We start from the raw sequence: 25,692 nt of genomic DNA, 5'->3' as shown, positions 1-25,692 counted from the left end.
TCAATTTATTCACTTCCAGCAAAAAAAGCGTATTCAGGAATGAATACGCTTTTTTTTGAATGACATTTTCAATAATTGTTCATCCGTCTTTGAGCTTCCCATGACTGGACACATTTGGCACGGTTCATATCGTTGATATCGAAAATCAGAGTTGTGCCGGCAGGACAATCCCTGTCCGTCAATTCAGCCGTAATCTTGCTGGCCGGTATTTCCTCGACGATGTAAGTCGTGGTTGTCGTTACGGTCGTATTGGGATAATAGACCTGTGCCGAAGCAATGCCGGATACACCAATGGCTGCCATTAACAGAGCGAAACGTATTTTTCTCATAGTATTACCTCAATATAAATGATAAATGTTCAGGCTTTCCGCCATCATTGGCCCACCTCCGTCAGACGGGGAAAATTCAGGGTAGTTTCATCCTCTGTTTTAATTTCGAGGTATCCTGAGTTACATCAATTGTCCTCTTGCAATATCAACCCTTCATCTTCGGCCGTTTACCTGTTTTATCAAAGAGGTTCCGTACGTCTGATTAGCCAGTTCCTGACGTGTTCCGGGACGAAAGGCATGAGCTTTTCACGCACACCTTCATGATACCGGTTCAGCCATGCGATTTCATTTTCGTCGAGCAGATCTTTTTCGATGCATCTCGTGTCGATGGGGCATTGGGTCAATGTTTCAAAATTCAGGTATTTTCCGAATCCGGTTTCCCTGTAAAACCGGTTGACGACCAGATTTTCAATCCGGATACCCCATCTGCCTTCTTTATAGAGCCCCGGTTCCACAGATGTTACCATTCCCTCTTCCATTGCAGTCTGTGGTTCCGGTTTGGCATGATACGAGATACCCTGCGGGCCCTCATGCACGTTCAGGAAGTATCCGACCCCATGACCCGTTCCGTGCCCGTAATCGGCTCCATGAGCCCATAAAGGCTTTCTGGCTATACTGTCGAGCATGGCTGCCGGTATCGATTGCGGAAAACAGGTTTCGGACAATGCAATCATTCCTTTCAGAACGAGTGTGAAATCCTTTTTCTGTTCCTGACCCGGCAAACCGACCGGAATGACTCTTGTCATGTCCGTTGTGCCACCCAGATACTGCCCCCCTGTATCGATCAGCAGCAGGCCGTCTCCTTTAATGAAAGAAAAGTCTGTTTCCGTTGCCTGATAATGGGGCAAAGCGGCATTTTCGTTGAACCCTGCAATCGTTCCGAAACTGGGCGAAATATAATTCGGCCTTTTCGACCTGAATTGCTCGATTTTTTCAGCGACAGTCAGTTCGGATACAGGGCTGTTTCCGCTTTCAATGGCATCATCGAACCAGGCCTGAAACTCGCAGAAAGCGGCGCCATCCTCGATCATCGTCTTTCGGATATTCTCTATTTCGAATGTTTCTTTTCTGGATTTCAAAAGTACGGCCGGATTGACGGTTTCAACGAATTTCACGCCTGAATTGGCCTGACGGTACATGAAGTACGATGTCCTTCTTGGATCGAGCAGCATCGTCGAACCTGAAGGTATCCGATGCAGGATTTTTTCGGTATCTTCATAAGCCATTATCCCGATCCCGTCAGATACAAGGGATCTCCTGATTTCATCAGGCAGTTTTTCATTATCGATAAACAGAGTTGTCTTTTCAGGGCCGATCAGGGCATAAGCAATGAACACCGGATTGAATTCGATATCGTTTCCTCTCAGATTGAACGTCCAGGCGATATCGTCAAGCGTCGATAACAAATGCCAATCTGCTCCCGACTCTTTCACAAGATGTCTGATACGTTCGATTTTATCTATCCTGGATGTGGCAACAAATTGCCTTGTATGCTCGAACACAGGTGTTTTCGGGACAGATGCCCTGCCTTTCCAGATGGGAGAGATCAAATCGACGTCAGGTCTGAACGACAATTGTTTTCTGAGCAGCGCCTCTTCCAGCAGCCTTCCCTGATTCAGGGAAAGAAGTCGTCCATCCATACCGACCGTTGCACCCGCAGGAAGATGAGCCCCTATCCATTCAAGATAGGGTATCTGGCTTCCTCCGGAAATTTTGCACATTTCAATCCCCGATCCTTCCAGCTGTTTCAAGGCTTGTGTCCAGTATCGGCTGTCGACCCACAACGACGCCTTTTCCATTCCCACAATCAGGGTACCGGCTGAACCGGTAAAGCCTGAAAGCCACTCCCTGCTCCGCCAGTGCAAAGGCAAATATTCAGAAAGATGCGGATCGGAAGTGGGAACAATCAGGGCATCGATAGCCTGCCCCTTCATTTCCTGCCTTAGTGCTGCCAGACGTGTTGTGACGTCATTCAATATGGAGGGTGTATTCATGTTTTTCTTTTTGGAAGCTGATGAAACAATTATCGTCAAACAATCATCAAACGATATCATCTTTAAGACAATATGAATTGTCAAAAGAGTGATTTTCATCTTATAGTCGGCTTGTTGCGAATTTCATGAAATTGAGTGAAAGTTTCCGTTATGACAGAATCGATCAATGCAAAAGCCCTGGATATCCTCAAAAATTCCGAGCAGATTTTTTCACCTGAACAAATCCGGAAAGCGATAACTGACGTCGCTGCGAAACTGAATCATGACTTCGATATTCCAGACGTCAAAACGCCGCCTCTGGTATTGAGTATCATGGGAGGTGCGGCTATTTTCACAGGTCAGTTGTTACCTTATCTGACGTTTCCGCTTGAATTCGATTTCATACATGTTTCCCGCTACGGTAACGAAGAGTACGGCGGCGAATTTATCTGGAAAGTCATACCGAGACAAAACGTCATCAACAGAACCGTCATCGTTTTGGATGACATTCTGGATGAAGGACAAACCCTGCTTCACGTCCGTGACAAATTGATAGATATGGGAGCGGCAAAGGTGGTCATCGCCGTTTTTGCAGACAAACAGACAGGCGCAACAAAACCGATCAGGGCCGATTACGTCGGTCTGGATGTACCTAACCAGTTCGTTATCGGCTTTGGAATGGATATAGGCGGTTTCTGGCGTAATCTGCCCGATATTCGCGTTCTGACAAAGGAATTGTAATCAGGTCTTGTGCCAATACCACAATTAGTTGTCAAAATGATAACTAATCAATGCATCGGTCTTATTTTTTGAATCAGCCCATCCAGAATATCGAGATTGGCAAAGTCGATGACGAGCTGTCCACGTCCTTTGGAACCCAGTCGGAAACTGACTTTGGTCGCCAGCAAGTCTGACAGCTCTTCTTCCAGCTGTACCAGATCCGCCGATTTTTCCAGAGCGACTTTCTTTACGGAATTCCTGTTATTCAATTCCTGTGCCACGAGCTTTTCAGCTTCCCGGACCGACATCCTTTTCGCGACAATCTGGGTCGCCAAAGCAATCTGGGTCGCTCCGTCCACCGCAAGCAAAGCGCGGGCATGTCCCATATCGATATCGCCGGCCACAAGCATTGTCTGGACAGGACGTGTCAGGTTCAGAAGGCGCAAAAGGTTCGAGACAGCGCTTCTTGAACGACCGACGGCCGAGGCTGCCTGTTCATGGGTAAATTCGAAATCCGTGATAAGACGATGAATACCCTGTGCTTCTTCAAGTGGATTCAGGTCTTCGCGCTGCATGTTTTCGATCAGCGCCATTGCTGCGGCTGTTTGATCGTCGACATCTTTCACGATGACCGGCATATCGGACAAGCCAGCTATCTGGGCAGCACGATAACGGCGTTCGCCGGCAATGATTTCATATACCGTTGTATTTCCACTCCCGGAAACGGGTCTGACGAGAATCGGCTGCATAACCCCCTGTTCGCGTATGGATTGGGCCAGTTCATTCAAGGCTCCCTCATCCATACGGTTACGCGGCTGGTATTTGCCCGCCTGCAACCGGGTGATTGGCAAACTCGATACCGGCGATGGATCGGCTGAAAAATCAGGAGCAGACCCAAGTAATACTTCAAGTCCACGTCCCAAACCTTTTTTCTTTTTTATGGTCATTTCACTCATTTTTATCGCCCGTATCTTTATTTAAAAAAGTTCAATTCCGGTCTTTCAGCCATCCCAGCATTTCTTCGGCGAAAGAAAGGTAAGCCTGTGCCCCCCTTGAAGATGGATCGAAATCGATGCCAGGCAAACCATATGAAGGTGCCTCCGCCAAACGGATATTTCTGGGAATCACGGTTTTAAAGACTCTGTCCCCAAAATGTTTTTCAAGTTGTTCGGAAACATGTTGGGACAGTGTTGCCCGCTTGTCGAACATGACTCTCAACAAACCGATTATTTTCAGATTACGGTTCATATTGGCATGAACCTGCTTGATCGTGTTGACCAGATCGGACAAACCTTCGAGAGCATAATATTCGCATTGCATCGGGATGATGACACCATTTGCCGAACAGAACGCATTCAGGGTCAGGAGGGACAAGGCCGGAGGACAATCGATGAGAATGTAGTCGTATCTGTCAGAAATGGCATCCAGCGCTTCTTTAAGGCGTATTTCCCGGCGATCGATATCGACCATTTCGACTTCAGCACCTGCAAGATCACGGTTCGACGGAAGCAAATCATAATTGCCTGTAGATGAACGCATGCATGCCGATTCGATATTGTCGAGACCCAGAAGCACCTGATAGACGGATGTTTCCAGTTCCGATTTCTGAATGCCACTGCCCATCGTTGCATTGCCTTGCGGATCGAGATCGACCAGAAGCACTTTCTGATCCAGTCGCGCAAGACCGGCTGCCAGATTGACTGTGGTTGTCGTTTTTCCGACTCCACCCTTCTGATTGGCGATACAAAATATTGTGGCCATAGCTATGCTCTATAAAAAGACAATGATCGATGCATGCTGATACTTCCGGCAATTATTTCTTTTTATCGATAAAAAGAAGATGACGTTGTGCATCAAGCTGCGGTACTTTTAGTGCTTCAATACGTTTTACAGTCCAGCCAGATTCAAGGTTACTGATTTCATCCTCGGGAATCAATCCTTTCATGGCATAAAAGAGACCGTTTTCCGACAACAGATGAGCAGAGAGGCTGACAAAATCATGCAGGCTGGCAAAAGCGCGTGAAATAATTCCGTCAAACGGCTCTTCAACTTCCAGTTCTTCAACCCGTCCCGTATAAACCGTCACATTATCCAGACCAAGTTCAATCTTTACCTGATTCAAAAATGCTGTCTTTTTATGAACAATATCAATCATCGACACTTTCATATCAGGATAGACTATGGATAAAACCAGTCCAGGCAAGCCTCCTCCGGAACCTACATCCAGCAGTTTTCTTGTTTCCGGCAAATATGGAACGACAGCAAGCGAATCCAGCAAATGATAAGTCAGCATTGCCTGAGGGTTTCTGACAGCCGTTAAATTGTAGGTAGAATTCCACTTGTCCAGTAAAACCAGATAATCCAGCAATTTTTTTACCTGATCATTTGTCAGTCTGATATTCAAGGCGATAATGCCATCTATCAGGTCAGTCCGGATTTCATCCCAATCAATCAGATTTTTCTGTTTTTTTTGCATAAAACGATCAGGCCTCCAATTCAGCAAAATCGATCAAGCCCTGCTTCTTAAGATAAATGAGCAATAATGAAATGGCGGCTGGAGTGACTCCAGAAATGCGCGACGCCTGTCCAAGTGTCTCAGGTTTTTGCTTGTCCAGTTTTTGTCTGACCTCTATTGACAAGGCACTGACTTCCGCATAACTCATGCTCTGTGGCAAACGCAGGTTTTCATAATATTGCTGGCGTCTGACTTCACGGGTTTGTCTTTCAATATAACCCGCATATTTGATCTGGATTTCAACCTGTTCTTTTACCTTTTCATCCAGTTCTTCTTCAGCTGCCCAATTTTTTCCTTCGATTGAGGTCAGACTTGCCAGTTTGTCATAATCCACATCGGGACGTTTCATCAGGTCAGCCAGCGAATATTCCCGTTCGATTTCCTTGCCGATGACCCTTTCGGCCTCTTCTGAATTCAACATGGAAGGATGAACCCAGGTCGATTTCATTCGTTCGATTTCACGTGCAATTTTTTCACGCTTTTGCTCGAAATCGATCCACTGTTCCAGAGGCACGCAACCCAGTTTATAACCGGCTTCAGTCAGGCGGATATCTGCATTATCTTCACGCAGACTCAATCTGTATTCAGCGCGACTCGTAAACATACGATATGGCTCCTGAACACCTTGCGTGATCAAATCGTCTACCATGACACCCATATAAGCTTCACTGCGTTTTGGTACCCAGGGTTCTTTTTCCTGAACATAGAGCGAAGCATTGATACCTGCCAGCAAACCCTGTGCCGCGGCTTCTTCATACCCGGTCGTTCCGTTTATCTGCCCCGCAAAGAAAAGTCCCTTGATCTGGCGCGTTTCCAGTGACGATTTCAGACAACGTGGATCATAAAAGTCATATTCGATTGCATAACCGGGCCTTAAGATATGAGCGTTTTCAAGACCCGGAATGGTTCTTACGAGATCAATCTGCGTTTCAAATGACAAACTGGTTGAAATACCGTTAGGATAGTATTCGTTCGTTTTCACTCCCTCAGGTTCCAGAAAAATCTGATGGGAATTTTTATCCGAAAAACGATGAATCTTGTCTTCAATAGAAGGACAATAGCGCGGCCCCACCCCTTCAATAACTCCGGTAAACAATGGACTCTTATCCAGACCGGCCCGGATAATATCGTGCGTTTTCGTATTCGTATGCGTTATCCAGCATGGCAGTTGTTCCGGATGCATGGATGCATTTCCCCGCAATGAGAAAACAGGCACAGGATCGAGATCGCCAAGTTGTTTTTTCATCACTGAAAAATCAATGGTATTTCCATCGATTCTTGGGGGAGTTCCTGTTTTCAATCGGCCCTGAGGTAAATTCAGTTCTTTAAGTGAATGAGATAAAGCCAAAGCAGGAACATCCCCGGCTCGTCCACCCGGGTAGGAATTCAGTCCGACAAAAATCTTCCCATCAATAAAAGTACCCGCTGTCAGAACAACAGAAGTGCCCCGAAATTCAACACCACCCTGTGTTTTAACCCCTACAACTTTTTCCCCTTCCAGAATAAGGTCATCGACCTGTTGCTGAAATAAAAGAAGGTTTTTCTGGTTTTCCAACTGATAACGAATAATCTGCCGATAAATAACCCGATCAATCTGTGCACGAGTAGCTCTGACAGCCGGACCTTTGGAAGAATTCAGAATTCTGAATTGAATGCCTGCCTTATCTGTTGCCAGGGCCATTACACCACCCATTGCATCCACTTCTTTAACAAGATGACTTTTACCAATCCCGCCAATAGATGGATTACAGGACAACTGACCAAGGGTTTCAAAGTTATGGGTAACCAATAATGTTTTCATACCCATTCTTGCCGAAACCAGAGCAGCTTCTGTCCCGGCATGACCACCACCAACAACTATGACATCAAATTGAACCGAATAAAGCATAACGTTTTTATCAGTAGTTTTAAACTGAGAAATTGAAATGTTTCACGTGAAACATTGAAAAAATGGAAAGGAAATTCGAGAATCAGAAAAAAGATATTTTAGATCGTTTTTTCTTTCAATCACAATTTGAAGATTTTTTAATTTCCCAAATGTTCTAAAAACCAACAAAAAGAGAATAAAATATGTTAACAAAATTGTTGATAAGTTGTGAGCCTTTTGGGAACAACCTTGCATAAAAAAAAGGCAGAAAAAATATACAAAATATATACTTCACTTATCCAGAAAGCTTATTTTTCGTAACATATTGATTTTAAAAGAATTATAATACTTATTCCCATAAAAGTGGGATTCTATTATTCCTATGTATATATATGAATAACTATTAAATAAATACATCTCGGCGTCATCAAGCTGAACAATTTTAGCTTTAGTTGTTCATCTGATAGAATGATGCCTGTTCAACATGGCCTTTTAATTTGAGAAGACAAAACAAATGAATTCGCAAGATCAAAAAAAAGAGCTGCTTAAAAAAAATGCACTCGCCTTTCACCGTTTTCCTATTCCTGGAAAAATCAGTGTAAATCCAACCAAAGAAGTCAGAGACCAGAATGAGCTGGCTCTCGCCTATACTCCGGGCGTAGCCTGTGCCTGTGAAGAAATTCACGCTAATCCTGAAAACGCCTATATCTACACAACCAAGGGAAATCTGGTTGCTGTCATTTCAAACGGAACAGCCGTTCTGGGTCTTGGCAATATTGGTGCACAAGCCTCGAAACCGGTTATGGAAGGCAAAGGCGTTTTATTCAAAAAATTCGCTGACATCAACGTTTTCGATCTGGAAATCAACGAACTGGATCCGGACAAACTGTGCGATATCATCGCCTCTCTGGAACCCACTTTCGGCGGTATCAATCTGGAAGACATTCGCGCACCTGAATGCTTCTATATTGAAAGAAAACTGCGTGAAAAAATGAATATCCCTGTTTTCCACGATGATCAGCATGGTACGGCTGTTATCGTTGGGGCAGCTGTTCTGAACGCCCTGAAAGTCGTCGGCAAAAATATCAAGAATTGCAAAATGGTTGTGTCGGGTGCAGGTGCAGGTGCCATGGGCTGTCTGGAACTGCTGGTGGATTTGGGATTTCCTGTTGAAAATATCTGGGTAACCGACATCAAGGGTGTGGTATATAAAGGCCGCAAGGAACTGATGGATCCGGAAAAAGAAAAATATGCTCAGGAAACAGACGCACGTACCTTGATGGACGTGATTTCCGATGCGGATATTTTCCTTGGATTGTCAGCAGGCAATGTTCTGAAACCGGAAATGGTGCTGAAAATGGCAAAAGATCCTGTTATCTTCGCTATGGCCAATCCAATTCCTGAAATTCTGCCGGAAGTTGCACACGCCACTCGTGACGATGTCATCATGGGTACGGGACGTTCCGACTACCCGAACCAGATCAACAATTCCATGTGTTTCCCTTATCTTTTCAGAGGAGCTCTGGATTGTCGCGCAAAAACAATCAACCGTGAAATGGAACTGGCAGCTGTTCGTGCCATTGCCAGTCTGGCTGAAATGGAATGTCCGGAAGAAATCGTGGCAATGTATGGCAAAAAATATACCTTTGGCCGTGATTACCTGTTGCCGTTCCAGTTCGATCCACGTCTGTTGTGGGTCGTTGCTCCTGCTGTGGCTCAGGCAGCTATGGATTCTGGCGTGGCGCGCGTACAGATCGCTGATATGGATGCATATCGCGCAAAACTGAAAGAATTCGTGGGGTAATTCCCGAAGATAAAAAAAACCGCGCATAGAGCGCGGTTTTTTTTATTTCAATTGCCAGTTTAGGGTTTCACCTGCCATGAGGGGAATCACCCTGTTCTCACCAAATGGAAGATCCTGCGGGATTGTCCATTCTTTTTTAACCAGTGTGATTTTGTTCCGGTTAACGTTTTGATTGTAGAATTTTGGTCCGTTGATGCTGGTAAACCACTCGATTTTCTCCAATGCACCGATTTCATCAAAAGCCTGAACATAGAGTTCAATGGCATGCAAGGCGGTATAGCACCCCGCACATCCGCAAGCGTTTTCTTTCGCGCCCTGCGCATGAGGAGCCGAATCGGTTCCCATAAAGAAACGCCTGTTCTCTGTCGAAACGGCTTTTAGCAGGGCTTGTCTGTTTTCTTCCCTCTTCAGGATAGGCAGGCAATAGTAATGTGGCCTGATACCGCCCTGAAAGAGGCTGTTACGGTTGAAAAGGAGGTGGTGGGCAGTAACGGTCGCCCCGATGTATCCTTCGGCCTCTGAGACGTATTGTGCGGCTTCCCTGGTGGTTATATGTTCGAATACGATCTTCAGATCCGGCAGTTTTTTACGGAGTGGTATCAGAACCCTGTCGATGAAAACGGCTTCCCGGTCGAAAATATCGATAGAGGGATCAGTCACTTCACCGTGCATTAATAAGGGAATACCCTGTTTTTGCATCTCCTCGAGTGTGGCAATGCAATTGTCCAGAGAGGTGACTCCGGCATCGGAATTGGTCGTTGCGCCTGCAGGATACAGTTTGGCGCCGTGAATGATCCCGCTTTCTTTTGCACGTTTGATATCTTCCGGGCTTGTGTTGTCCGTTAAATAAAGCGTCATAAGCGGTTCGAAATCACTGCCGGAAGGTAATGCATCCAGTATCCTTTTACGGTATTCAAGAGCTTTTTCCGTTGTTGTGACGGGCGGTTTGAGATTAGGCATGATAATGGCACGATGAAATTGCCGGGCAGCCTGTGGCACGGTTGATTTCAATACATCTCCATCTCTCAGATGAAGATGCCAGTCGTCTGGTTGAATGATCGTCAAGGTTTGCATATCGGATTCTGGCATAGTAAGTAATAGGTCTTGGCTCTTTGAAACTTTTATTTTATTGTATTTGTTCCGGTTCATTCATCTTTTTTATAAGGTTTTCGTCAAAGTGAAAAATCGCATATCGAGAGTGGTTACCCGTTCAGGCGATCAGGGAACGACAGGTCTTGCCGATGGTAGCCGTGTGTCGAAGGACAATCTCAGAATCGATGCTATCGGTCAGGTGGATGAGCTTAATTCGGTAATCGGTCTGCTTGTCAGTGAAGGTTTGTCTGACAAAATGAGACAGGAACTTCAGGCCGTTCAAAACGAATTATTCAATATCGGTGGGGAATTGGCTGTTGTGAAAACTTCTTTGATGACGGAAGACAAGGTTCTCGTTCTGGAAAAACTGGTTGAAGAGTATAACGATGAGTTGCCTCCTCTTCGCGATTTCATCCTGCCAGGGGGGACAAAGACTGCCGCTTTATGTCATCTTGCCAGAAGCGTTTGCAGACGTGCCGAGCGCGCTATTGTGGCACTGGGAAAACAGGAAAATATTTCTCCTGTTCTTTACCAGTACCTTAACCGTCTTTCTGACCTGTTTTTTGTTTATGCACGCGTCGCCAATCAATTGGCGAATCAGTCCGATATTTTCTGGAAAAAATAAGCTTACTGTTTTCGTTTGTCGAATTCAATGCAGGCGTAAGCGGAATGATTGTGTATCGATTCGAAATTTTCCGCTTCCAGAGAATAAGCCAGTACACGCGAGTCGGCATTTAACATGCCTGCCACGTCACGCACCAGATCTTCGACGAATTTCGGGTTGTCGTAGGCGTGTTCTGTGACGTACTTTTCATCCGGACGTTTCAACAGTCCAAACAATTCACAGGAAGCCTGTGCCTCGATTTTGGAAATCAGGTCTTCAATCGGCAAGTCATCCTTGATAATGGCATGGACGGTAATGTGCGAGCGCTGGTTGTGAGCACCGTAAGCCGAAATTTCCTTGGAACATGGACACAGGCTGGTTACCGGAACGAGTACCTTCTGCGAAATTTCGATTTGGCCGTTTTTCATTTCCCCGATCAGACCCACTTCATAATCCATCAGGCTTTTGACGCCGGAAACCGGGGCTGTCTTGGTAATGAAAAACGGAAAAGACAGTTCGATCCGACCGGATTCAGCGTCAAGCAACTCCAGCATATTGCGGATCAGCTTGCCGAAAACATCGACATTCAGCGGTTTGGAATCGGAACTCGTGAATTCTTCCAGCAAAGCCATGAAGCGCGACATGTGTGTGCCCTTCTTCTGTTCGGGCAGGTGCACAGTCATATTCCATGTACCGACGGAAGACTGGATACCGTCTCTGGTCTGGATCTGAAGGGGATGGCGAACGCCTTTGACACCAACCCTTTGTATGGCTATGTGTCTTGTATCCAGAGTATTTTGTACGTCCGGAATGGAAAAGTTGTCGTCTGCATTCATGTTTGGTGCCGATGAACTGGTTATGGTTGTATGAATGTTTGAGCAGTCATCCCAGTTACATTCAAAAGAGTGTGAATCTCGGAAATTCATTATTAAACCTTAAAAAACGGCGGTCGGTACAGGAAAGAAACAAAAAAGTTGATGATTTACTCTTTACCGGAGTCGTCAATCTTTCCGAACCGTTCGATAATGGATGCCATGATGCCATGTTTATCCAATTTGTGCATGGCAAGCAATTGTCCCACATCGCCGTGATCGATGAATTTGTCAGGCAATCCCAGTAACAGTACCGGATGAGTCAGTTTTTCTTCTGCAAGTGTTTCCATAACGGCAGAGCCTGCACCACCATGAATGGTTCCTTCTTCCACTGTGACCAGACAAGGATGGGTTTTCGCCATTTCACAAATCAGTTCCTTGTCAATCGGCTTGACGAAGCGCATATTGACGACGGTCGCATCCAGTTCCTCACCAGCGGACAGGGCAGGATTGACCATGGTACCGAAAGCCAGTATGGCTATATTTTTTCCCTTGCGCAGGATATCTCCTTTGCCAAGCGGGAGTGCAGTCAATTCTTTTTCGGGTTCAATACCGATTCCTGCACCACGAGGATAACGCACGGCTGCCGGTCCATTGTAACGATAGGCTGTCGTCAGCATCTGCCGGGCTTCATTTTCACTCGATGGAGCCATGACGACCATATTCGGTATGCAACGAAGATAAGCCATATCATAGTTGCCCGCATGGGTTGCGCCGTCAGCGCCGACAAGACCGGAACGGTCCAGCGCAAATGTCACATCCAGATTTTGCAGGGCAACGTCGTGGATCAGCTGGTCATAAGCCCTTTGCAGGAAAGTCGAATAGATGGCTACAACCGGTTTCAGGCCTTCACAGGCGAGGCCGGCAGAGAAAGTGACGGCATGTTGTTCGGCTATACCGACGTCAAAAAAGCGCTCGGGGTAATCTTTTGCAAACTGGACCATTCCCGAGCCTTCTTTCATGGCCGGGGTAATGCCGATCAGCTTTTTATCAACAGCCGCCATATCGCATAACCAGTTGCCAAAGATATCGGCGTAAGTCGGTTTGGCAGCCAAAACCGGCTTGATCCCTTCTTCAGGACAGAATTTGCCAAGGCCGTGATAAAGAATGGGATCAGCCTCGGCCAGTTTGTAGCCATGTCCTTTTTTCGTCACGATATGCAGGAATTGTGGGCCTTTTCTTTCCTTCAGATTTTGCAGGGTAGGAACCAGCGCTTCGAGATCATGACCGTCAATCGGTCCGATGTAATTGAATCCGAATTCCTCGAACAGGGTTGCAGGAGCGATCATGCTCTTGGCGTGTTCCTCGAATTTTCGGGCGATATGTCTCATTGGAGCTGGCAGAACTGTCTTGCCGACGTTTTTCGCTGCCGCATAGAATTTGCCGGACATCAGCCGTGCAAAATAACTGTTCAAGGCACCGACTGGCGGGGAAATCGACATATCGTTATCGTTCAAAATAACCAGCATGTTGATGTCGTCGTAAACGCCGACATTATTCATGGCTTCAAAAGCCATTCCGCCTGTAATGGCACCATCTCCGATAACGGCGATGGAATAGGTATCTTCCCCTTTCAGTTTTGCAGCGAGTGCCATTCCCAATGCAGCCGAAATGGACGTCGATGAATGGGCAGTACCGAAGGAATCGAATTCACTTTCATCCCGTTTCGGAAATCCGGAAAGGCCGTTTAACTGGCGAAGCGTATTCATCCGGTCTTTCCGGCCTGTCAGGATTTTATGGGCATAACTCTGATGACCGACGTCCCAGATCAATCTGTCGTCTGGCGTATCGAAAATGTAATGGAGAGCGATAGCCAGTTCGACCGTACCCAGATTGGACGATAAATGTCCTCCGGTTCTGGAAACGGATTGAATAATGTAATCCCGCAATTCATCTGCCAGAAGCGGTAATTGCGATGCCTGAAGGCGTTTCAGATCAGCAGGACTGTTAATCGTATTCAGCAGCTTCATTATTTCTTTCTGCGTACAACCAGATCGGCCAGTTGACGGAGATAATCCGCTTTTTCATCAAAAATGGAAAGCGCTGCATACGCGTCATTCCGCAGTTTTTCAGCCAGTTGCCGGGATTCTTCCAGTCCCAGCAGTGAAACATAGGTAGGCTTGTTGTCAGCACTGTCTTTTCCTGCCGTTTTGCCCAGATCGGCAGAATCAGCCGTGACGTCCAGAATGTCGTCGACAACCTGAAAAGCCAGTCCGATGGCCTTTGCATAAGCATTCAAGGCATTTTTTTCCTGTTCGGTCGGAATTTTCGAACAATAAGCCCCGAGGAAAACGGAAGCAGTCAAAAGCGCACCGGTTTTCAGCCGGTGCATGTTTTCGAGTTCATTGACTGTCAGGGATTTGCCGACGCTGGCAAGATCGATTGCCTGACCACCGCACATACCCGCTGCACCGGCGGCTTCAGACAACAGTCGCATCATTTCAACGGTCAGGACCGGGTCGCATTGCTGGTTTGACAAGACGACAAACGCCTGAGCCTGCAAGGCATCTCCTGCCAGAAGGGCAGTCGCTTCACCGAATCTGACATGAACGGTCGGTTTTCCCCTTCTTAACACATCATTGTCCATACACGGCATATCGTCATGAACAAGCGAATACGCGTGGATCATTTCGACAGCTGCAGCAGCCCGGGCCAGTGCAAGCTTTTCGGCATCGAAAAGATATCCCGTGGCAAAGACCAGCAATGGACGAATGCGTTTTCCACCATCTAAAACGGCATAACGCATGGATTCATGCAGGGAAGAAGAAGCGAGTTTTCCTTCCGGCAACAGGCTGGAAAGGCTTTCTTCCATCGTTGACTGGACGTTACGCATCCAATCGTCAAAACTGGCGGGTACGGTCATTATTCGATATCACTTTTGTCGGAAGAGAAAGGCTTCAACAATTCCTTGTCGAGGATTTTTATCTGGTTTTCCACCTTCTCAAGTCTGGAAGTACATAACTGAACGAGTTCAACTCCCTTTTTGTAGGCGGCAATCGATTCTTCGAGAGGTAATTCACCGGCTTCCAGTCGGGATACGAGCGATCCGAGTTCGGCAATGGCATCTTCAAAAGACATTTCGTCTTTTCGTTCCTGATCTTCTGTCGTCATATGGCAAGAGAGAAAAAATACAGTTTAATTAAGCCGTTATTATACCCTTCAGGCGTTTTCAGACTGCGTTTTTCTGTTTTTTAAACCAGAGAAATGGATCTCTGCCGCAGTACGATCCGGTTTTGCCTGAGACAGGCTGGAAGCCTTTTCCATCTGTATTCTGAAAGTAAAACTTGTCAAAGCACCAAATCGGTATAAGATCACTGTTTCAGTCCTTTTTGTTTTTCATTCTTTTCAGGTTTTTTCATGCAGTCTCTCTGGATGCTCGTTGCCGCTTTTGTATTTTCCCTGATGGCAGTATGCGTCAAGCTCGTCTCCGATACGTATTCCACTCCTGAAATCGTTATGTATCGCAGTCTGATCGGAGCTGTTTTTCTTTTTTGTATGGTGCTGGTCAAAGGCGGTTCGTTCAAAACGAAGTATCCGCTTCAGCATCTCTGGCGGGGAACGGTCGGTGCAACGGCATTCGGCCTGTGGTTTTTTTCCATGTCGCAATTGCCTCTGGCAACGTCGATCACCTTGAATTACATGTCGCCGATCTGGATCGCGGCAATTCTCTTTGGAATAGGCCTGTTTCACGGCAGGCTCCAGTTTGAATGGCGACTTGCCTGTGCAATCATCGCCAGTTTCATCGGTATATACATTCTTTTGCAGCCGACTCTGGCAGAAGATCAGTGGTTGGGCGCCCTGATCGCTTTCATATCGGGCATTCTGGCTGCGCTGGCGTATTTGCAGGTAAAACATCTGGGCAATCTGGGAGAGCCGGAATATCGCGTCGTGTTTTACTTTTGCGTCATTGGAACAATAGGTGGAGCGATTATGGCCGTTATTGCGGCTCATATGCCCGGCGGGGACGGCATTCCTTTTCACGGACATTCAGTTTTAAGTGTTTTTTATCTCGTTTTCATCGGCGTGTCTGCCGCGCTCGGCCAAATGGCCATGACGCGGGCTTACCATCTGGGCAATACGCTTGTCACGGCCAACCTCCAATATTCCGGCATCGTTTTTTCCTGCATATGGGGATTGCTGATATGGAACGATAATTTGAGCTGGCTCGGATGGCTTGGCATTGCCATCATTATCGCCAGTGGGGTCACTACGACATTCTTCGACGTGCGTCATCGTATGGCAGCGACTGCGGCTACGTATGACGCGGCACGTAAAAAGCTGTCACAACAAAATCAGCCCGAAAAAGCCTGATATTTCTAATGGGCCTGGTCCCAGTTGTCTCCAACGCCGACTTCGGCTATCAATGGCACTTTGAGTCTGGCGACCTGCGCCATCAGTTCAGGCAGTTTTTCCCGAACCAGAACCAGTTCTTTTTCCGGCACATCCAGAACCAGTTCATCGTGTACCTGCATGATCAGTTTCGAATCCAGCTTTTCTTTTTCCAGCCAGTCCTGAACGGCGATCATCGACAATTTGATGATATCGGCCGCTGTTCCCTGCATCGGCGCGTTGATAGCCGCCCTTTCGGCAGCCTGACGGCGCGGACCGTTTGGCGAATTGATTTCAGGTAGCCAGAGTCTTCTTCCAAAAACCGTTTCCACATAACCCTGTTCCCGGGCCAGCTGGCGGGTTTCATCCATATAACGGGCAACACCCGGATAGCGCTCAAAATAACGGTCGATATAGTTTTTGGCGTCTGTGCGGGAAATGCCCAGATTGGAGGCGACACCGAAAGCGCTCATGCCATAAATGAGGCCGAAATTGATGACTTTGGCATAACGTCTCTGGTCGGAGGTCACTTCCAGAGGAGTGATGTCGAATATTTCGGATGCTGTCGCACGATGGACGTCCTGTCCATCGTGGAAAGCTTTCAGCAAACTGGCGTCGTCGGAAAGATGCGCCATGATCCTGAGCTCGATTTGGGAATAGTCGGCCGAAATGATTTTGTTTCCGGGTGAGGCGATAAAAGCTTCACGGATACGCCTGCCCTCTTCCGAACGGATCGGAATATTTTGCAGATTGGGGTCGTTCGATGCGAGCCGGCCGGTGACAGCTACAGCTTGTGCGTAATTTGTATGAACGCGTCCGGTTTCCGGATTGACCATTCTCGGCAATTTGTCGGTATAAGTCGTTTTCAGTTTCGACATGCCCCGGTAATCCAGAATGATTTTCGGAAGCGGGAAATCTTCAGCCAGTTTTTCCAGCACTTCTTCGCTTGTCGAGGGTGCGCCCGATGGCGTTTTCTTGATCATCGGCAGTTTGAGCTTGTCGAAAAGCAGTTCACCCAGCTGTTTGGGTGAATTGAGGTTGAAAGGCTGTCCTGCCGTTACATAGGCATTTTCCTGAAGGCTGTCCATTTTCACGCCCAGTTCACGTGATTGGACATTCAGTTTATCGACATCGATCAGTACGCCATTGCGTTCCATTTTCTGAAGGACGATGGACGTCGGGATTTCGATTTTTTCATAGATAAAACGAAGGCCATCGTTTTCTTTCAGGCGTGGCCACATGGATTGATGAAGTTGCAAGGTCACGTCGGCATCTTCAGCAGCGTAGTGGGTCGCGACATCGATGGCGATTTCATCGAAGCCGATCTGGGAAGCACCTTTGCCACAGATATCGGTATAGCTGACCGGTTTGTAATCCAGAAACCTTTCGGACAGGCTGTCCATGTCATGTCGCCTGTGCGATTCGAGGACATAGGATTCCAGCAGGGTATCGTGAACGATCCCTTGCAACCGGATACCGTAATTGGCGAGCACATGGCTGTCATACTTGAGATTCTGGCCGACTTTGTGTTTCTTCGGGTTTTCCAGCCAGGGTTTGAGTTTGTCGAGAACGGATTGCAGTGGAAGTTGCTCGCTTTGTTCCATGCTGTGATGAGCGAGAGGAATGTAAGCGGCATGACCGGGTTCGATGGAGAGGGAAATTCCGACGAGTTTTGCGTTCATGACATCCAGTGATGTCGTTTCAGTATCGATAGCTGTCAGGTCAGCCTTGTCGATTTTTTCGAGCCATTTTTCGAGTTGTTTTTCAGTCAGGACGGTTTCATATTCCTTGTCATTGACAAATCCTGATTTTTTATCTTCCGACTCATCAAACAGTGCAATCTGTCCAGCTGCTTTCGGAGTTTCCTGACGGGCAGCATTCAGCTCTTTTGCCCAGCTCTTGAAACCGAAACGTTCAAACGCTTTTTTCAGGCCTTCGGTGTTTTCCGGTTTTTTAAGGAGCGATGTTTCGATGGAGGCGAATTTGTCCGGCAGTTCGCAATTCGTCCGGATTCTGACCAGTTCATGCGCCTGCGGAAGCCAGTCCAGCGACTGTCTCAGATTTTCACCGACCGCTCCGCCAATGTTTTGCGCGTTTTCGATGACGCCATCGAGAGTATGGTATTGCGTCAGCCATTTGACGGCTGTTTTCGGTCCTACCTTGGCAACACCCGGCACATTGTCGGATGTATCACCAACCAGCGAAAGATAATCGACGATTCTTTCTGGCGGTACGCCAAACTTTTTGATGACACCTTCCCTATCCAGCACTTCATTGTTCATGGTATTGACGAGTGTTACCTTGTCATCGACCAGCTGGGACATATCCTTGTCGCCGGTTGAAACGATGGTATCGAACCCGTCTTCATGTGCCTTTACCGCCAATGTCCCGATAACGTCGTCCGCTTCGACTCCTTCCACCTGTAAAATGGGCCATCCCAGCATATCGACAAGCTCGAGAATATGACCTGTCTGTTCGACCAGATCGTCCGGCATGGCAGCCCTGTTCGCCTTGTATTCCTGATAGAGATCATTGCGGAATGTTTTACCCTTTGCGTCAAATATACAGGCACGGTATGCTGTGGGATAATCTTTCTGCAAACGGCGAAGCATATTCAGGAAACCGTAAATGGCTCCGGTAGGTTCCCCTGCGGAGTTGCGAAGGTCTGGCAATGCATGATAGGCGCGGTAAAGATAACTGGAACCGTCAACTAATAACAAAAGTTTGTTCATATGGAAGAAAACTCAAAAAACGCGCAAAAGCTGCACGAAATTACTGACGTCAATTATGCAACGATTTTGAAGGCACGAGAATCGTGGAGCATGTTCTCCATTATGTCAGAGTTTATTGAATCGACAGAGAGACTCTCGGAAATAAATCCTGCCGTGACGATTTTCGGGTCTGCCCGACTCCATCCTGACAATCCTTACTATATCAAATGCATGGAACTGGCGAGACGATTGTCCGATGCCGGTTTTGCGGTTATTTCAGGTGGCGGCCCCGGCATTATGGCAGCGGCCAATCGGGGTGCCTATGAAGGCAAATCGCTTTCAGTCGGTCTGAATATCGAATTGCCACAGGAACAGGCCCCCAATCGCTGGCAGAATGTGTCTTTGAATTACAGACACTTCTTCGCCAGAAAAGTTGCGTTTGCCAAATACGCCGATGCTTTCGTTCTTTTCCCGGGCGGTTTCGGAACGCTGGATGAAATGAGTGAGGTGCTTACCCTGATCCAGACAGGAAAATCCCGTCGTATTCCGGTTATACTCGTCGGCAGCAAATTCTGGGAAGGTTTCATGAAATGGCTTAACGATACGATGCTTGCCGAGGAAATGATTCACAAGGAAGACATCGAGCTGATGCAGGTTATCGATGACGTCGACAAGGTCATAGGAGCCATTTTCACCTTTTATGAAAAACGGGCTATCGGCCCTTCCGAAGAAGAAAGACAGAAAATGCTTTACCTGTAAAACTCATCCCTTTGTTACAATAGCAGCATTCATTTACTTTAAGGTGCCACAACCATGCCAGTTCTTTTTCACTTCAGAAAAACCATAGCGTTGGCCGCGCTTGCGGTAACGTCTGTGGCTGTGGGACAGGAAGTTCAGCAGAAAGCTCCGCCTGCGGATCTTGAAATTATCGACGAAGTCGATCAGCCGGCCATTACCATCCGCAAACCGGATACGACAGGCGAAATTACCGAAAAACGTCAGGGCGGCATGGTTGAGGAAATCAAGGTGAAAAGTGGTCCGAGTACCTATTATCTTTATCCGAACGGCCCGAATGGCGTTCCGGGTTCTTTCATGAGCAATGAAGTCAGACCGGCACTTTTCCGCGTCCATGAATTCGATGTCGGTGAAAAGAAACAGGATGAAAACAAGGAACAACAGCAGGAACCACTGAATGCGCCGGCACTGCCGCCTCCTTCCATGAAGTGAAGCGGGTCTTGATGTCGAATTAATTTAGTCAATCACCATTACATCTCATGGCAGTTTTTACATCGGTCAGTTTGCAGGATCTGACTCCCTGGATTTCATCCTTTTCTCTGGGGCAGGTACACAGTATCAAAGGGATCAGTTCAGGTATTGAAAACAGTAATTTTTTTGTCAGGACCGATAAAGGTGAGTATGTACTTACTCTCTTTGAAAAGCTGACTGCAGAAGAACTCCCGTTTTATCTGAACCTCATGCAGCATCTGGCTCAAAGAGGAATCAAGGTGGCAGCGCCTGTCCCCGACAGGGATGGACGGATTCTGCACTTCCTGTGCGGCAAACCGGCTTCTCTGGTCACCAAACTGGAAGGCGACTGGCAACCGGAACCCAAACCGGTTCATTGCGCAGAAGTCGGTGACATGATGGCGAAAATGCATCTGGCCGGACGGGATTATCCTCTGGAGCAACCCAATTTGCGAGGTATCGACTGGTGGAGAAAAACCGCTCCTCTGGTTCAGGATTATCTCCCGGTGGAAGCTTCCCTCTTTCTTCAGAATGAAATGCGTTTTCAGGAAGAATTTGCCGATTCGGATCTCTACTGGAAATTATTTCGCGGACCGGTTCATGCCGACCTGTTTCGCAATAATGTCATGTTCAATGGCGACAAGCTGTCCGGTTTTTTTGATTTTTATTTTGCCGGTTGCGATACCTGGTTATTCGATGTGGCTGTTGCCATCAACGACTGGTGCATCGATCTTGAAACCGGTGAGCTGGATGACACTCGTGTCCGGGCATTTCTTGATGCCTATCATGCTGTGCGCCCTTTTACACTTGACGAATGCGCTGCCTGGAAAGCAATATTGAGAGGTGCAGCCTTGCGGTTCTGGCTTTCCAGACTGTACGACTACTATTTGCCTCGTGAAGCTGAAATGCTGACGCCTCACGATCCCCGTCATTTTGAACGTATTTTGAGATTACGGGTCAATAAACCCGCTCCTGAACTGATTGCATGAATTCGATTACAGCTAAAACAGGCTTCACATGGATTGTGAACGGTTACGGCATTTTCCGTCAAAGGCCGTTTTTAATGACCAATCTCTTTTTCGGCTATATGATTGGCCTGACGGTGCTTGGCATCATTCCCTTTATCGGCCAGATTCTTCCCATCGTAGTGATGCCGGTATTTTCGTTCCTGTTCATGCAGACCTGTTACAAAATCGATTCGGGCACATATGTTTCATTTCGGGATCTCTTCAATATCTTCACTCGTCAGACAATGAACCGCCTGCTCTTGTTAGGCAGTTTGTACCTCTTGTATACACTGTTGTTGGCCGTCATTGCGATATTTGTCGACGGTGGCCTTCTGATTGGGACGGTTTCCCAACAGGCAGCAGAGGAACTGACTTCTTCACAGCAGGTCAAATTGTTCATGACGCTTGTTCTGGTCATTGCGCTTTATATACCCTTTGCCATGGCAGTCTGGTTTGCAACACCCTTGATCGGCTGGCAAAAGATGAGTATCGGAAAAGCCATTTTTTTCAGTTTTTTTGCCGTTCTCCGTACATTGAAAGCATTTCTTGTTTATATCTTCTGCTGGCTGGTACTCGGAATGTTTATGCCAGTCATTATCGGAAGTGTTTTGATCCTTTTGGGATTCCAGAATGTGGCCATGTTTATCATGGTGGTTTTATCCGTTTTCCTGAGCATTCTGGCCTATTGTTCTTTTTATCCCACGTATAAGGATGTTTTCGGACAGCCTGATACAGACAATTGATCATTTTTGAATTTTAAACGGTAAAATTCATCTTTATTCCCGTTTCGCCAATCCATTTTTTCATGCCATCGTCAAGAGGCTGTGAGGAATTCAAATGAGTGATCTCGAACCCAAAATCAAGGCAGAAATATTAGCTGAAGCGCTGCCTTATATTCAAAAATTTCACGGTAAAACCATCGTGATCAAATACGGCGGCAACGCCATGACGGAAGAAAAGCTCAAACATGGCTTTGCCCGTGACGTTGTTTTGCTCAAACTGGTCGGCATGAATCCCGTCGTCGTTCATGGTGGCGGACCGCAGATCGACAATGCACTCAGAAAAGTAGGCAAGAGCGGCACCTTCATTCAGGGGATGAGAATTACCGATGAAGAAACCATGGAAGTCGTGGAATGGGTTCTTGGCGGCGAGGTTCAGCAGGATATTGTCATGCTGATCAATCAGTATGGCGGTCAGGCTGTAGGCTTGACCGGTAAGGACGGCGGCCTCATCCACGCCAGAAAGCTGCAGATGCCGGACAGGGAAAAACCCGGTGAATTCATCGATCTGGGTTTTGTAGGGGAAATCACTTCCATCAATCCGGCTGTGGTCAAGGCACTGCAGGATGATGCATTCATTCCCGTCATTTCACCGATCGGTTTTTCTGACGATGGACAGGCTTTCAATATCAATGCAGACGTTGTCGCAGGTGAAATCGCCAAGATTCTCAAGGCGGAAAAACTGATCATGATGACTAATATTCCCGGTGTCATGGACAAACAGGACAATCTTCTGACAGACCTGACTGCGGTCGAAATCGACCATCTGTTCGCCGATGGGACCATATCTGGTGGTATGTTGCCGAAAATCGGATCGGCTCTTGAAGCGGCGAAATCAGGTGTTAATTCTGTTCATATTATCGATGGCAGAATCGAGCATTCCCTGCTCCTCGAAATCCTGACAGAACAGCCTTTCGGTACCTTGATTCGTTCTCATTGAGAAAGTATATTGACCAAATAAAAAGGGCAGCGAAAGCTGCCCTTTTTATTTAAATGACCGAAATCATTAATGCTTGCGCCGCAATTTTTTAATCATGGCCAACTGCGCGACTGCCATTGCAATTTCTGCTTGAGCTTTGGCATAGTCGATCTGGGATTCACGATTCAAAATAGCGTCCTCAGCCAATTTCTTCGCTTCACTAGCCTTGGCTTCATCAAGATCTTTTGCACGGATTGCCGTATCAGCCAAAACGGTGACGGCATGCGGTTGAACTTCAAGAACACCACCGGCGACAAAGACGTATTCTTCTTCTTCCTTGCCGCTGACTTTAATACGCACAGCACCAGGCTTGATACGGGTAATCAGGGGAGCATGTTTTGGAAGGATACCCAGCTCGCCCAGTTCACCCGGCAACACGACGAATTCGGCTTCTCCAGAAAAAATCAGTTCTTCTGCAGAGACTACGTCAACATGTATGGTGTTTGCCATGTTTGAAACCTTTATGATGGTTCTTTGCTATTCGATTTTGTTTCTGTGTAAGAGTATTTTTTACTCTCACACAGATAACCCAATCACAAGCTATTACATTCTTTCTGCTTTTGCGATTGCTTCTTCGATGGCACCGACCATATAGAACGCCTGTTCTGGCAGGTGATCCAGTTCGCCGTTGGCGATCATCTTGAAGCCCTTGATCGTGTCTTTCAACGGAACGTATTTACCTGGAGAGCCGGTGAACACTTCAGCAACGGTGAAAGGCTGCGACAGGAAACGCTGCATTTTACGGGCACGGGCAACAACCAGTTTGTCTTCAGGAGCCAGTTCGTCCATACCCAGAATGGCGATAATGTCACGCAATTCCTTGTAGCGTTGCAAAATACCCTGAACCTGACGGGCAGTCTGGTAATGTTCTTCACCGACAACGAGTGGGTCAAGCTGACGGGATGTCGAATCCAGAGGATCAACGGCCGGATAAATACCCAGAGATGCGATGTCACGGGACAGAACGACGGTCGAATCCAGGTGGGCGAAGGTTGTGGCAGGCGATGGGTCAGTCAAGTCATCGGCTGGCACGTAAACGGCCTGAATGGACGTAATGGAACCGGTCGTGGTCGAGGTAATGCGTTCCTGCAGTTTACCCATTTCTTCAGCCAGTGTCGGCTGATAACCCACAGCGGAAGGCATACGACCCAACAGAGCGGAAACTTCGGTACCGGCCAGTGTGAAACGGTAGATGTTATCGACGAAGAACAAAACGTCACGACCCTGGTCACGGAAACTTTCCGCAATGGTCAGACCGGTCAACGCAACGCGCAGGCGGTTGCCCGGAGGTTCGTTCATCTGGCCGTAAACCATGGCAACTTTATCCAGAACGTTGGATTCCTTCATTTCGTGATAGAAGTCGTTACCTTCACGGGTACGTTCACCAACACCTGCAAACACGGACAAACCGGAGTGCTGTTTTGCGATGTTGTTGATCAGTTCCATCATGTTAACGGTCTTGCCCACACCTGCACCACCGAACAGACCGACTTTACCGCCTTTCGCGAACGGGCAAATCAGGTCAATAACCTTGATGCCGGTTTCGAGAATTTCCTGTGATGGGGACAGTTCGTCGTAAGCTGGTGCCTTACGGTGAATCGATGCACGATCTTCGGTCGCAATTGGACCTTGTTCGTCAATCGGGTCACCCAGCACGTTCATAATACGGCCAAGTGTTGCTTCACCGGTTGGAACCATGATTGGGTTGCCGGTGTTCTGAATTACCATGCCCCGACGCAGACCATCGGATGAACCCAGCGCAATGGTACGGACAACGCCGTCACCAAGCTGCTGCTGAACTTCCAGAGTCAGTTCGGAACCTTCCATTTTCAAAGCATCGTACACCTTAGGCATATTTTCACGTGGAAATTCCACGTCAACCACAGCGCCGATACACTGAACGATTTTGCCTTCCGCCATTTTTCGTTCCTTCAATATAAATTATTCGTTTAATGCAATTCCATCTAACCGGTCACGGATCAAACCGCTGCCGCACCTGCCACAATTTCAGACAATTCTGTTGTAATCGCTGCCTGACGGGTTTTGTTATAAACCAGTTTCAATTCTGAGATAACGTTACCCGCATTGTCGCTCGCGGCTTTCATAGCAACCATCCGCGCAGATTGTTCAGACCCGATATTTTCAGCGACTGACTGATACAACAGTGCTTCAATATAACGCTGCAACAAAGTATCGATAACGGCAGGTGCATCCGGTTCGTAAATATATTCCCAACTGTGGCTTTTGGTTTCCACCTTGAGAGTATCTTTAGGTAATGGAAGCAACTGATCGATTACCGGTTCCTGTTTCATCGTGTTGACGAACTTGTTGTAGCACAGGTAGATGGCATCCAGATTTTCCGCATTGTACTCATCCAGTAAAACTTTAAAAGGCCCAATCAGCTGTTCGAGACGGGGTGTATCACCGAGCTGAACGACAGAGGATAAAACCTTTGCGCCAATCCGGTTCAAAAATCCCAGACCTTTGGTGCCGATAGCGACTGTTACGATACTGTTACCCTTGGCTTCTTCTTCACGCATTTTATTGGTGACGACCCGTAATACATTTGTATTCAAGCCACCACACAAACCCTTGTCAGTCGTAACGACAACCAGACCGATTCTTTTGGCTTGCGCACGTTCAACGGTAAATGGATGAACGTAATCAGGGTTTGCTTCTGCCAAGTGAGCTGCAATATTGCGAACAATTTCGCTATATGGACGACTGGAGCGCATCCGGTCCTGCGCCTTGCGCATTTTGGATGCGGCCACCATTTCCATAGCCTTGGTAATTTTCCTCGTGTTTTCTACGCTGCTGATTTGGCCGCGTATTTCCTTGCCTGATGCCATGAGGCTTTACTCCTTGT

Annotated in this window: 23 protein-coding genes and 1 pseudogene; 9 read left to right on the top strand and 15 right to left on the bottom strand. The window is 47.2% G+C overall.

Features of this window, described 5'->3' with window-relative positions; all coding sequences use genetic code 11:
* Nucleotides 1-68: 68 nt before the first annotated feature.
* The gene (locus tag BRW83_RS01430) at nt 69-329 is read right to left on the bottom strand and encodes a hypothetical protein (protein WP_005882230.1); all 261 of its coding nucleotides are present in this window, start codon (nt 327-329) and stop codon (nt 69-71) included.
* 179 nt (nt 330-508) lie between these two features.
* Nucleotides 509-2,323, bottom strand: a complete 1,815-nt coding sequence (locus BRW83_RS01425; protein WP_005882231.1) for an aminopeptidase P family protein — start codon at nt 2,321-2,323, stop codon at nt 509-511.
* Between the two features lie 150 nt (nt 2,324-2,473).
* Between BRW83_RS01425 and BRW83_RS01420 the strand changes: the two genes are divergently transcribed.
* Nucleotides 2,474-3,043, top strand: coding sequence for a hypoxanthine-guanine phosphoribosyltransferase (locus BRW83_RS01420; RefSeq protein ID WP_005882232.1), 570 nt, complete (start codon nt 2,474-2,476; stop codon nt 3,041-3,043).
* A gap of 47 nt (nt 3,044-3,090) precedes the next feature.
* Here the strand turns inward: BRW83_RS01420 and BRW83_RS01415 are convergent, their stop codons facing one another.
* Genes BRW83_RS01415 through mnmG form a run of 4 tightly spaced genes read right to left on the bottom strand, consistent with a single transcriptional unit; the run spans nt 3,091 to nt 7,425 of the window.
* Nucleotides 3,091-3,969, bottom strand: coding sequence for a ParB/RepB/Spo0J family partition protein (locus BRW83_RS01415; protein WP_036604080.1), 879 nt, complete (start codon nt 3,967-3,969; stop codon nt 3,091-3,093).
* 40 nt (nt 3,970-4,009) lie between these two features.
* A complete protein-coding gene (locus BRW83_RS01410) occupies nt 4,010-4,783 on the bottom strand; it encodes a ParA family protein (protein WP_005882234.1) in 774 nt (257 codons plus the stop codon).
* A gap of 52 nt (nt 4,784-4,835) precedes the next feature.
* On the bottom strand, nt 4,836-5,498 hold the full coding sequence (gene rsmG, locus BRW83_RS01405; RefSeq protein WP_005882235.1) for a 16S rRNA (guanine(527)-N(7))-methyltransferase RsmG: 663 nt from the start codon (nt 5,496-5,498) through the stop codon (nt 4,836-4,838).
* Between the two features lie 7 nt (nt 5,499-5,505).
* Complete coding sequence (gene mnmG, locus BRW83_RS01400) at nt 5,506-7,425, bottom strand: tRNA uridine-5-carboxymethylaminomethyl(34) synthesis enzyme MnmG (protein WP_005882236.1); 1,920 nt, start codon at nt 7,423-7,425, stop codon at nt 5,506-5,508.
* Nucleotides 7,426-7,918: 493 nt separating this feature from the next.
* On the opposite strand from mnmG, the pseudogene BRW83_RS01395 reads away from it, so the two are divergent.
* Nucleotides 7,919-9,202: pseudogene (locus tag BRW83_RS01395) on the top strand (malic enzyme-like NAD(P)-binding protein); the annotation flags it as partial.
* A 48-nt stretch (nt 9,203-9,250) separates the two neighbouring features.
* Here BRW83_RS01395 and pyrC read toward each other — a convergent pair.
* Nucleotides 9,251-10,282 (bottom strand): dihydroorotase, encoded by a 1,032-nt coding sequence (gene pyrC / locus BRW83_RS01390; RefSeq protein WP_231284520.1) that lies wholly within the window; start codon nt 10,280-10,282, stop codon nt 9,251-9,253.
* Between the two features lie 103 nt (nt 10,283-10,385).
* On the opposite strand from pyrC, the gene BRW83_RS01385 reads away from it, so the two are divergent.
* Complete coding sequence (locus BRW83_RS01385; RefSeq protein WP_005882241.1) at nt 10,386-10,925, top strand: cob(I)yrinic acid a,c-diamide adenosyltransferase; 540 nt, start codon at nt 10,386-10,388, stop codon at nt 10,923-10,925.
* A 2-nt stretch (nt 10,926-10,927) separates the two neighbouring features.
* Here the strand turns inward: BRW83_RS01385 and folE2 are convergent, their stop codons facing one another.
* The 4 genes from folE2 to BRW83_RS01365 all read right to left on the bottom strand — a co-directional run bounded on the left by folE2 (nt 10,928) and on the right by BRW83_RS01365 (nt 14,887).
* Nucleotides 10,928-11,740, bottom strand: a complete 813-nt coding sequence (gene folE2, locus BRW83_RS01380; protein WP_005882243.1) for a GTP cyclohydrolase FolE2 — start codon at nt 11,738-11,740, stop codon at nt 10,928-10,930.
* A gap of 146 nt (nt 11,741-11,886) precedes the next feature.
* Nucleotides 11,887-13,746: a 1-deoxy-D-xylulose-5-phosphate synthase gene (gene dxs, locus BRW83_RS01375; RefSeq protein ID WP_005882245.1), complete on the bottom strand. Its 1,860-nt coding sequence runs from the start codon at nt 13,744-13,746 to the stop codon at nt 11,887-11,889.
* Nucleotides 13,746-14,639 carry a polyprenyl synthetase family protein gene (locus tag BRW83_RS01370; RefSeq protein WP_005882247.1) on the bottom strand — a complete coding sequence of 298 codons (894 nt, stop codon included), beginning with the start codon at nt 14,637-14,639 and terminating at the stop codon, nt 13,746-13,748. Before BRW83_RS01370 ends, dxs begins: the two co-directional genes overlap by 1 nt.
* The gene (locus tag BRW83_RS01365) at nt 14,639-14,887 is read right to left on the bottom strand and encodes an exodeoxyribonuclease VII small subunit (RefSeq protein WP_005882249.1); all 249 of its coding nucleotides are present in this window, start codon (nt 14,885-14,887) and stop codon (nt 14,639-14,641) included. Before BRW83_RS01365 ends, BRW83_RS01370 begins: the two co-directional genes overlap by 1 nt.
* Nucleotides 14,888-15,133: 246 nt before the next feature.
* Here BRW83_RS01365 and BRW83_RS01360 point away from each other — a divergent pair, with 246 nt between their 5' ends.
* A complete protein-coding gene (locus BRW83_RS01360) occupies nt 15,134-16,087 on the top strand; it encodes a DMT family transporter (protein ID WP_050757751.1) in 954 nt (317 codons plus the stop codon).
* 5 nt (nt 16,088-16,092) lie between these two features.
* On the opposite strand, the gene polA is transcribed toward BRW83_RS01360, so the two are convergent.
* Entirely contained in the window at nt 16,093-18,837 is a 2,745-nt protein-coding gene (polA, locus tag BRW83_RS01355) for a DNA polymerase I (protein ID WP_005882251.1), read from the bottom strand.
* Between polA and BRW83_RS01350 the strand changes: the two genes are divergently transcribed.
* From BRW83_RS01350 to argB, 5 genes are all read left to right on the top strand, one after another.
* A complete protein-coding gene (locus BRW83_RS01350) occupies nt 18,838-19,575 on the top strand; it encodes an LOG family protein (protein ID WP_005882253.1) in 738 nt (245 codons plus the stop codon). It begins immediately after the preceding gene.
* A 54-nt stretch (nt 19,576-19,629) separates the two neighbouring features.
* Nucleotides 19,630-20,043 carry a hypothetical protein gene (locus BRW83_RS01345; protein ID WP_005882255.1) on the top strand — a complete coding sequence of 138 codons (414 nt, stop codon included), beginning with the start codon at nt 19,630-19,632 and terminating at the stop codon, nt 20,041-20,043.
* 47 nt (nt 20,044-20,090) lie between these two features.
* A complete protein-coding gene (locus BRW83_RS01340; protein WP_005882257.1) occupies nt 20,091-21,050 on the top strand; it encodes a homoserine kinase in 960 nt (319 codons plus the stop codon).
* A complete protein-coding gene (locus tag BRW83_RS01335; protein WP_005882258.1) occupies nt 21,047-21,811 on the top strand; it encodes a BPSS1780 family membrane protein in 765 nt (254 codons plus the stop codon). Before BRW83_RS01340 ends, BRW83_RS01335 begins: the two co-directional genes overlap by 4 nt.
* A 94-nt stretch (nt 21,812-21,905) precedes the next feature.
* The gene (argB, locus tag BRW83_RS01330; protein WP_005882260.1) at nt 21,906-22,787 is read left to right on the top strand and encodes an acetylglutamate kinase; all 882 of its coding nucleotides are present in this window, start codon (nt 21,906-21,908) and stop codon (nt 22,785-22,787) included.
* A gap of 66 nt (nt 22,788-22,853) precedes the next feature.
* Here the strand turns inward: argB and BRW83_RS01325 are convergent, their stop codons facing one another.
* The 3 genes from BRW83_RS01325 to atpG form a co-directional block, all read right to left on the bottom strand.
* Nucleotides 22,854-23,276, bottom strand: coding sequence for a F0F1 ATP synthase subunit epsilon (locus BRW83_RS01325; protein WP_005882261.1), 423 nt, complete (start codon nt 23,274-23,276; stop codon nt 22,854-22,856).
* A 93-nt stretch (nt 23,277-23,369) separates the two neighbouring features.
* Complete coding sequence (gene atpD / locus BRW83_RS01320; protein WP_005882263.1) at nt 23,370-24,746, bottom strand: F0F1 ATP synthase subunit beta; 1,377 nt, start codon at nt 24,744-24,746, stop codon at nt 23,370-23,372.
* 59 nt (nt 24,747-24,805) lie between these two features.
* The gene (atpG, locus tag BRW83_RS01315; protein ID WP_005882265.1) at nt 24,806-25,675 is read right to left on the bottom strand and encodes a F0F1 ATP synthase subunit gamma; all 870 of its coding nucleotides are present in this window, start codon (nt 25,673-25,675) and stop codon (nt 24,806-24,808) included.
* Between the last annotated feature and the right edge of the window lie 17 nt (nt 25,676-25,692).

The sequence above is a fragment of the Oxalobacter formigenes genome, from assembly GCF_002127965.1.
In the GTDB taxonomy this organism is placed as follows: domain Bacteria; phylum Pseudomonadota; class Gammaproteobacteria; order Burkholderiales; family Burkholderiaceae_D; genus Oxalobacter; species Oxalobacter formigenes.
Note: the sequence above shows the minus strand (reverse complement) of the source record. Positions and strands in the feature narration are given on the sequence as shown.

Excerpts from the sequence above, each read along its gene's own strand:
- BRW83_RS01430 (WP_005882230.1), bottom strand. The coding sequence starts at position 329 with ATGAGAAAAATACGTTTCGCTCTGTTAATGGCAGCCATTGGTGTATCC.
- BRW83_RS01425 (WP_005882231.1), bottom strand. The coding sequence starts at position 2,323 with ATGAATACACCCTCCATATTGAATGACGTCACAACACGTCTGGCAGCA.
- BRW83_RS01420 (WP_005882232.1), top strand. The coding sequence starts at position 2,474 with ATGACAGAATCGATCAATGCAAAAGCCCTGGATATCCTCAAAAATTCC.
- BRW83_RS01415 (WP_036604080.1), bottom strand. The coding sequence starts at position 3,969 with ATGACCATAAAAAAGAAAAAAGGTTTGGGACGTGGACTTGAAGTATTA.
- BRW83_RS01410 (WP_005882234.1), bottom strand. The coding sequence starts at position 4,783 with ATGGCCACAATATTTTGTATCGCCAATCAGAAGGGTGGAGTCGGAAAA.
- rsmG (WP_005882235.1), bottom strand. The coding sequence starts at position 5,498 with ATGCAAAAAAAACAGAAAAATCTGATTGATTGGGATGAAATCCGGACT.
- mnmG (WP_005882236.1), bottom strand. The coding sequence starts at position 7,425 with ATGCTTTATTCGGTTCAATTTGATGTCATAGTTGTTGGTGGTGGTCAT.
- pyrC (WP_231284520.1), bottom strand. The coding sequence starts at position 10,282 with ATGCAAACCTTGACGATCATTCAACCAGACGACTGGCATCTTCATCTG.
- folE2 (WP_005882243.1), bottom strand. The coding sequence starts at position 11,740 with ATGAATGCAGACGACAACTTTTCCATTCCGGACGTACAAAATACTCTG.
- dxs (WP_005882245.1), bottom strand. The coding sequence starts at position 13,746 with ATGAAGCTGCTGAATACGATTAACAGTCCTGCTGATCTGAAACGCCTT.
- BRW83_RS01370 (WP_005882247.1), bottom strand. The coding sequence starts at position 14,639 with ATGACCGTACCCGCCAGTTTTGACGATTGGATGCGTAACGTCCAGTCA.
- BRW83_RS01365 (WP_005882249.1), bottom strand. The coding sequence starts at position 14,887 with ATGACGACAGAAGATCAGGAACGAAAAGACGAAATGTCTTTTGAAGAT.
- BRW83_RS01360 (WP_050757751.1), top strand. The coding sequence starts at position 15,134 with ATGCAGTCTCTCTGGATGCTCGTTGCCGCTTTTGTATTTTCCCTGATG.
- polA (WP_005882251.1), bottom strand. The coding sequence starts at position 18,837 with ATGAACAAACTTTTGTTATTAGTTGACGGTTCCAGTTATCTTTACCGC.
- BRW83_RS01350 (WP_005882253.1), top strand. The coding sequence starts at position 18,838 with ATGGAAGAAAACTCAAAAAACGCGCAAAAGCTGCACGAAATTACTGAC.
- BRW83_RS01345 (WP_005882255.1), top strand. The coding sequence starts at position 19,630 with ATGCCAGTTCTTTTTCACTTCAGAAAAACCATAGCGTTGGCCGCGCTT.
- BRW83_RS01340 (WP_005882257.1), top strand. The coding sequence starts at position 20,091 with ATGGCAGTTTTTACATCGGTCAGTTTGCAGGATCTGACTCCCTGGATT.
- BRW83_RS01335 (WP_005882258.1), top strand. The coding sequence starts at position 21,047 with ATGAATTCGATTACAGCTAAAACAGGCTTCACATGGATTGTGAACGGT.
- argB (WP_005882260.1), top strand. The coding sequence starts at position 21,906 with ATGAGTGATCTCGAACCCAAAATCAAGGCAGAAATATTAGCTGAAGCG.
- BRW83_RS01325 (WP_005882261.1), bottom strand. The coding sequence starts at position 23,276 with ATGGCAAACACCATACATGTTGACGTAGTCTCTGCAGAAGAACTGATT.
- atpD (WP_005882263.1), bottom strand. The coding sequence starts at position 24,746 with ATGGCGGAAGGCAAAATCGTTCAGTGTATCGGCGCTGTGGTTGACGTG.
- atpG (WP_005882265.1), bottom strand. The coding sequence starts at position 25,675 with ATGGCATCAGGCAAGGAAATACGCGGCCAAATCAGCAGCGTAGAAAAC.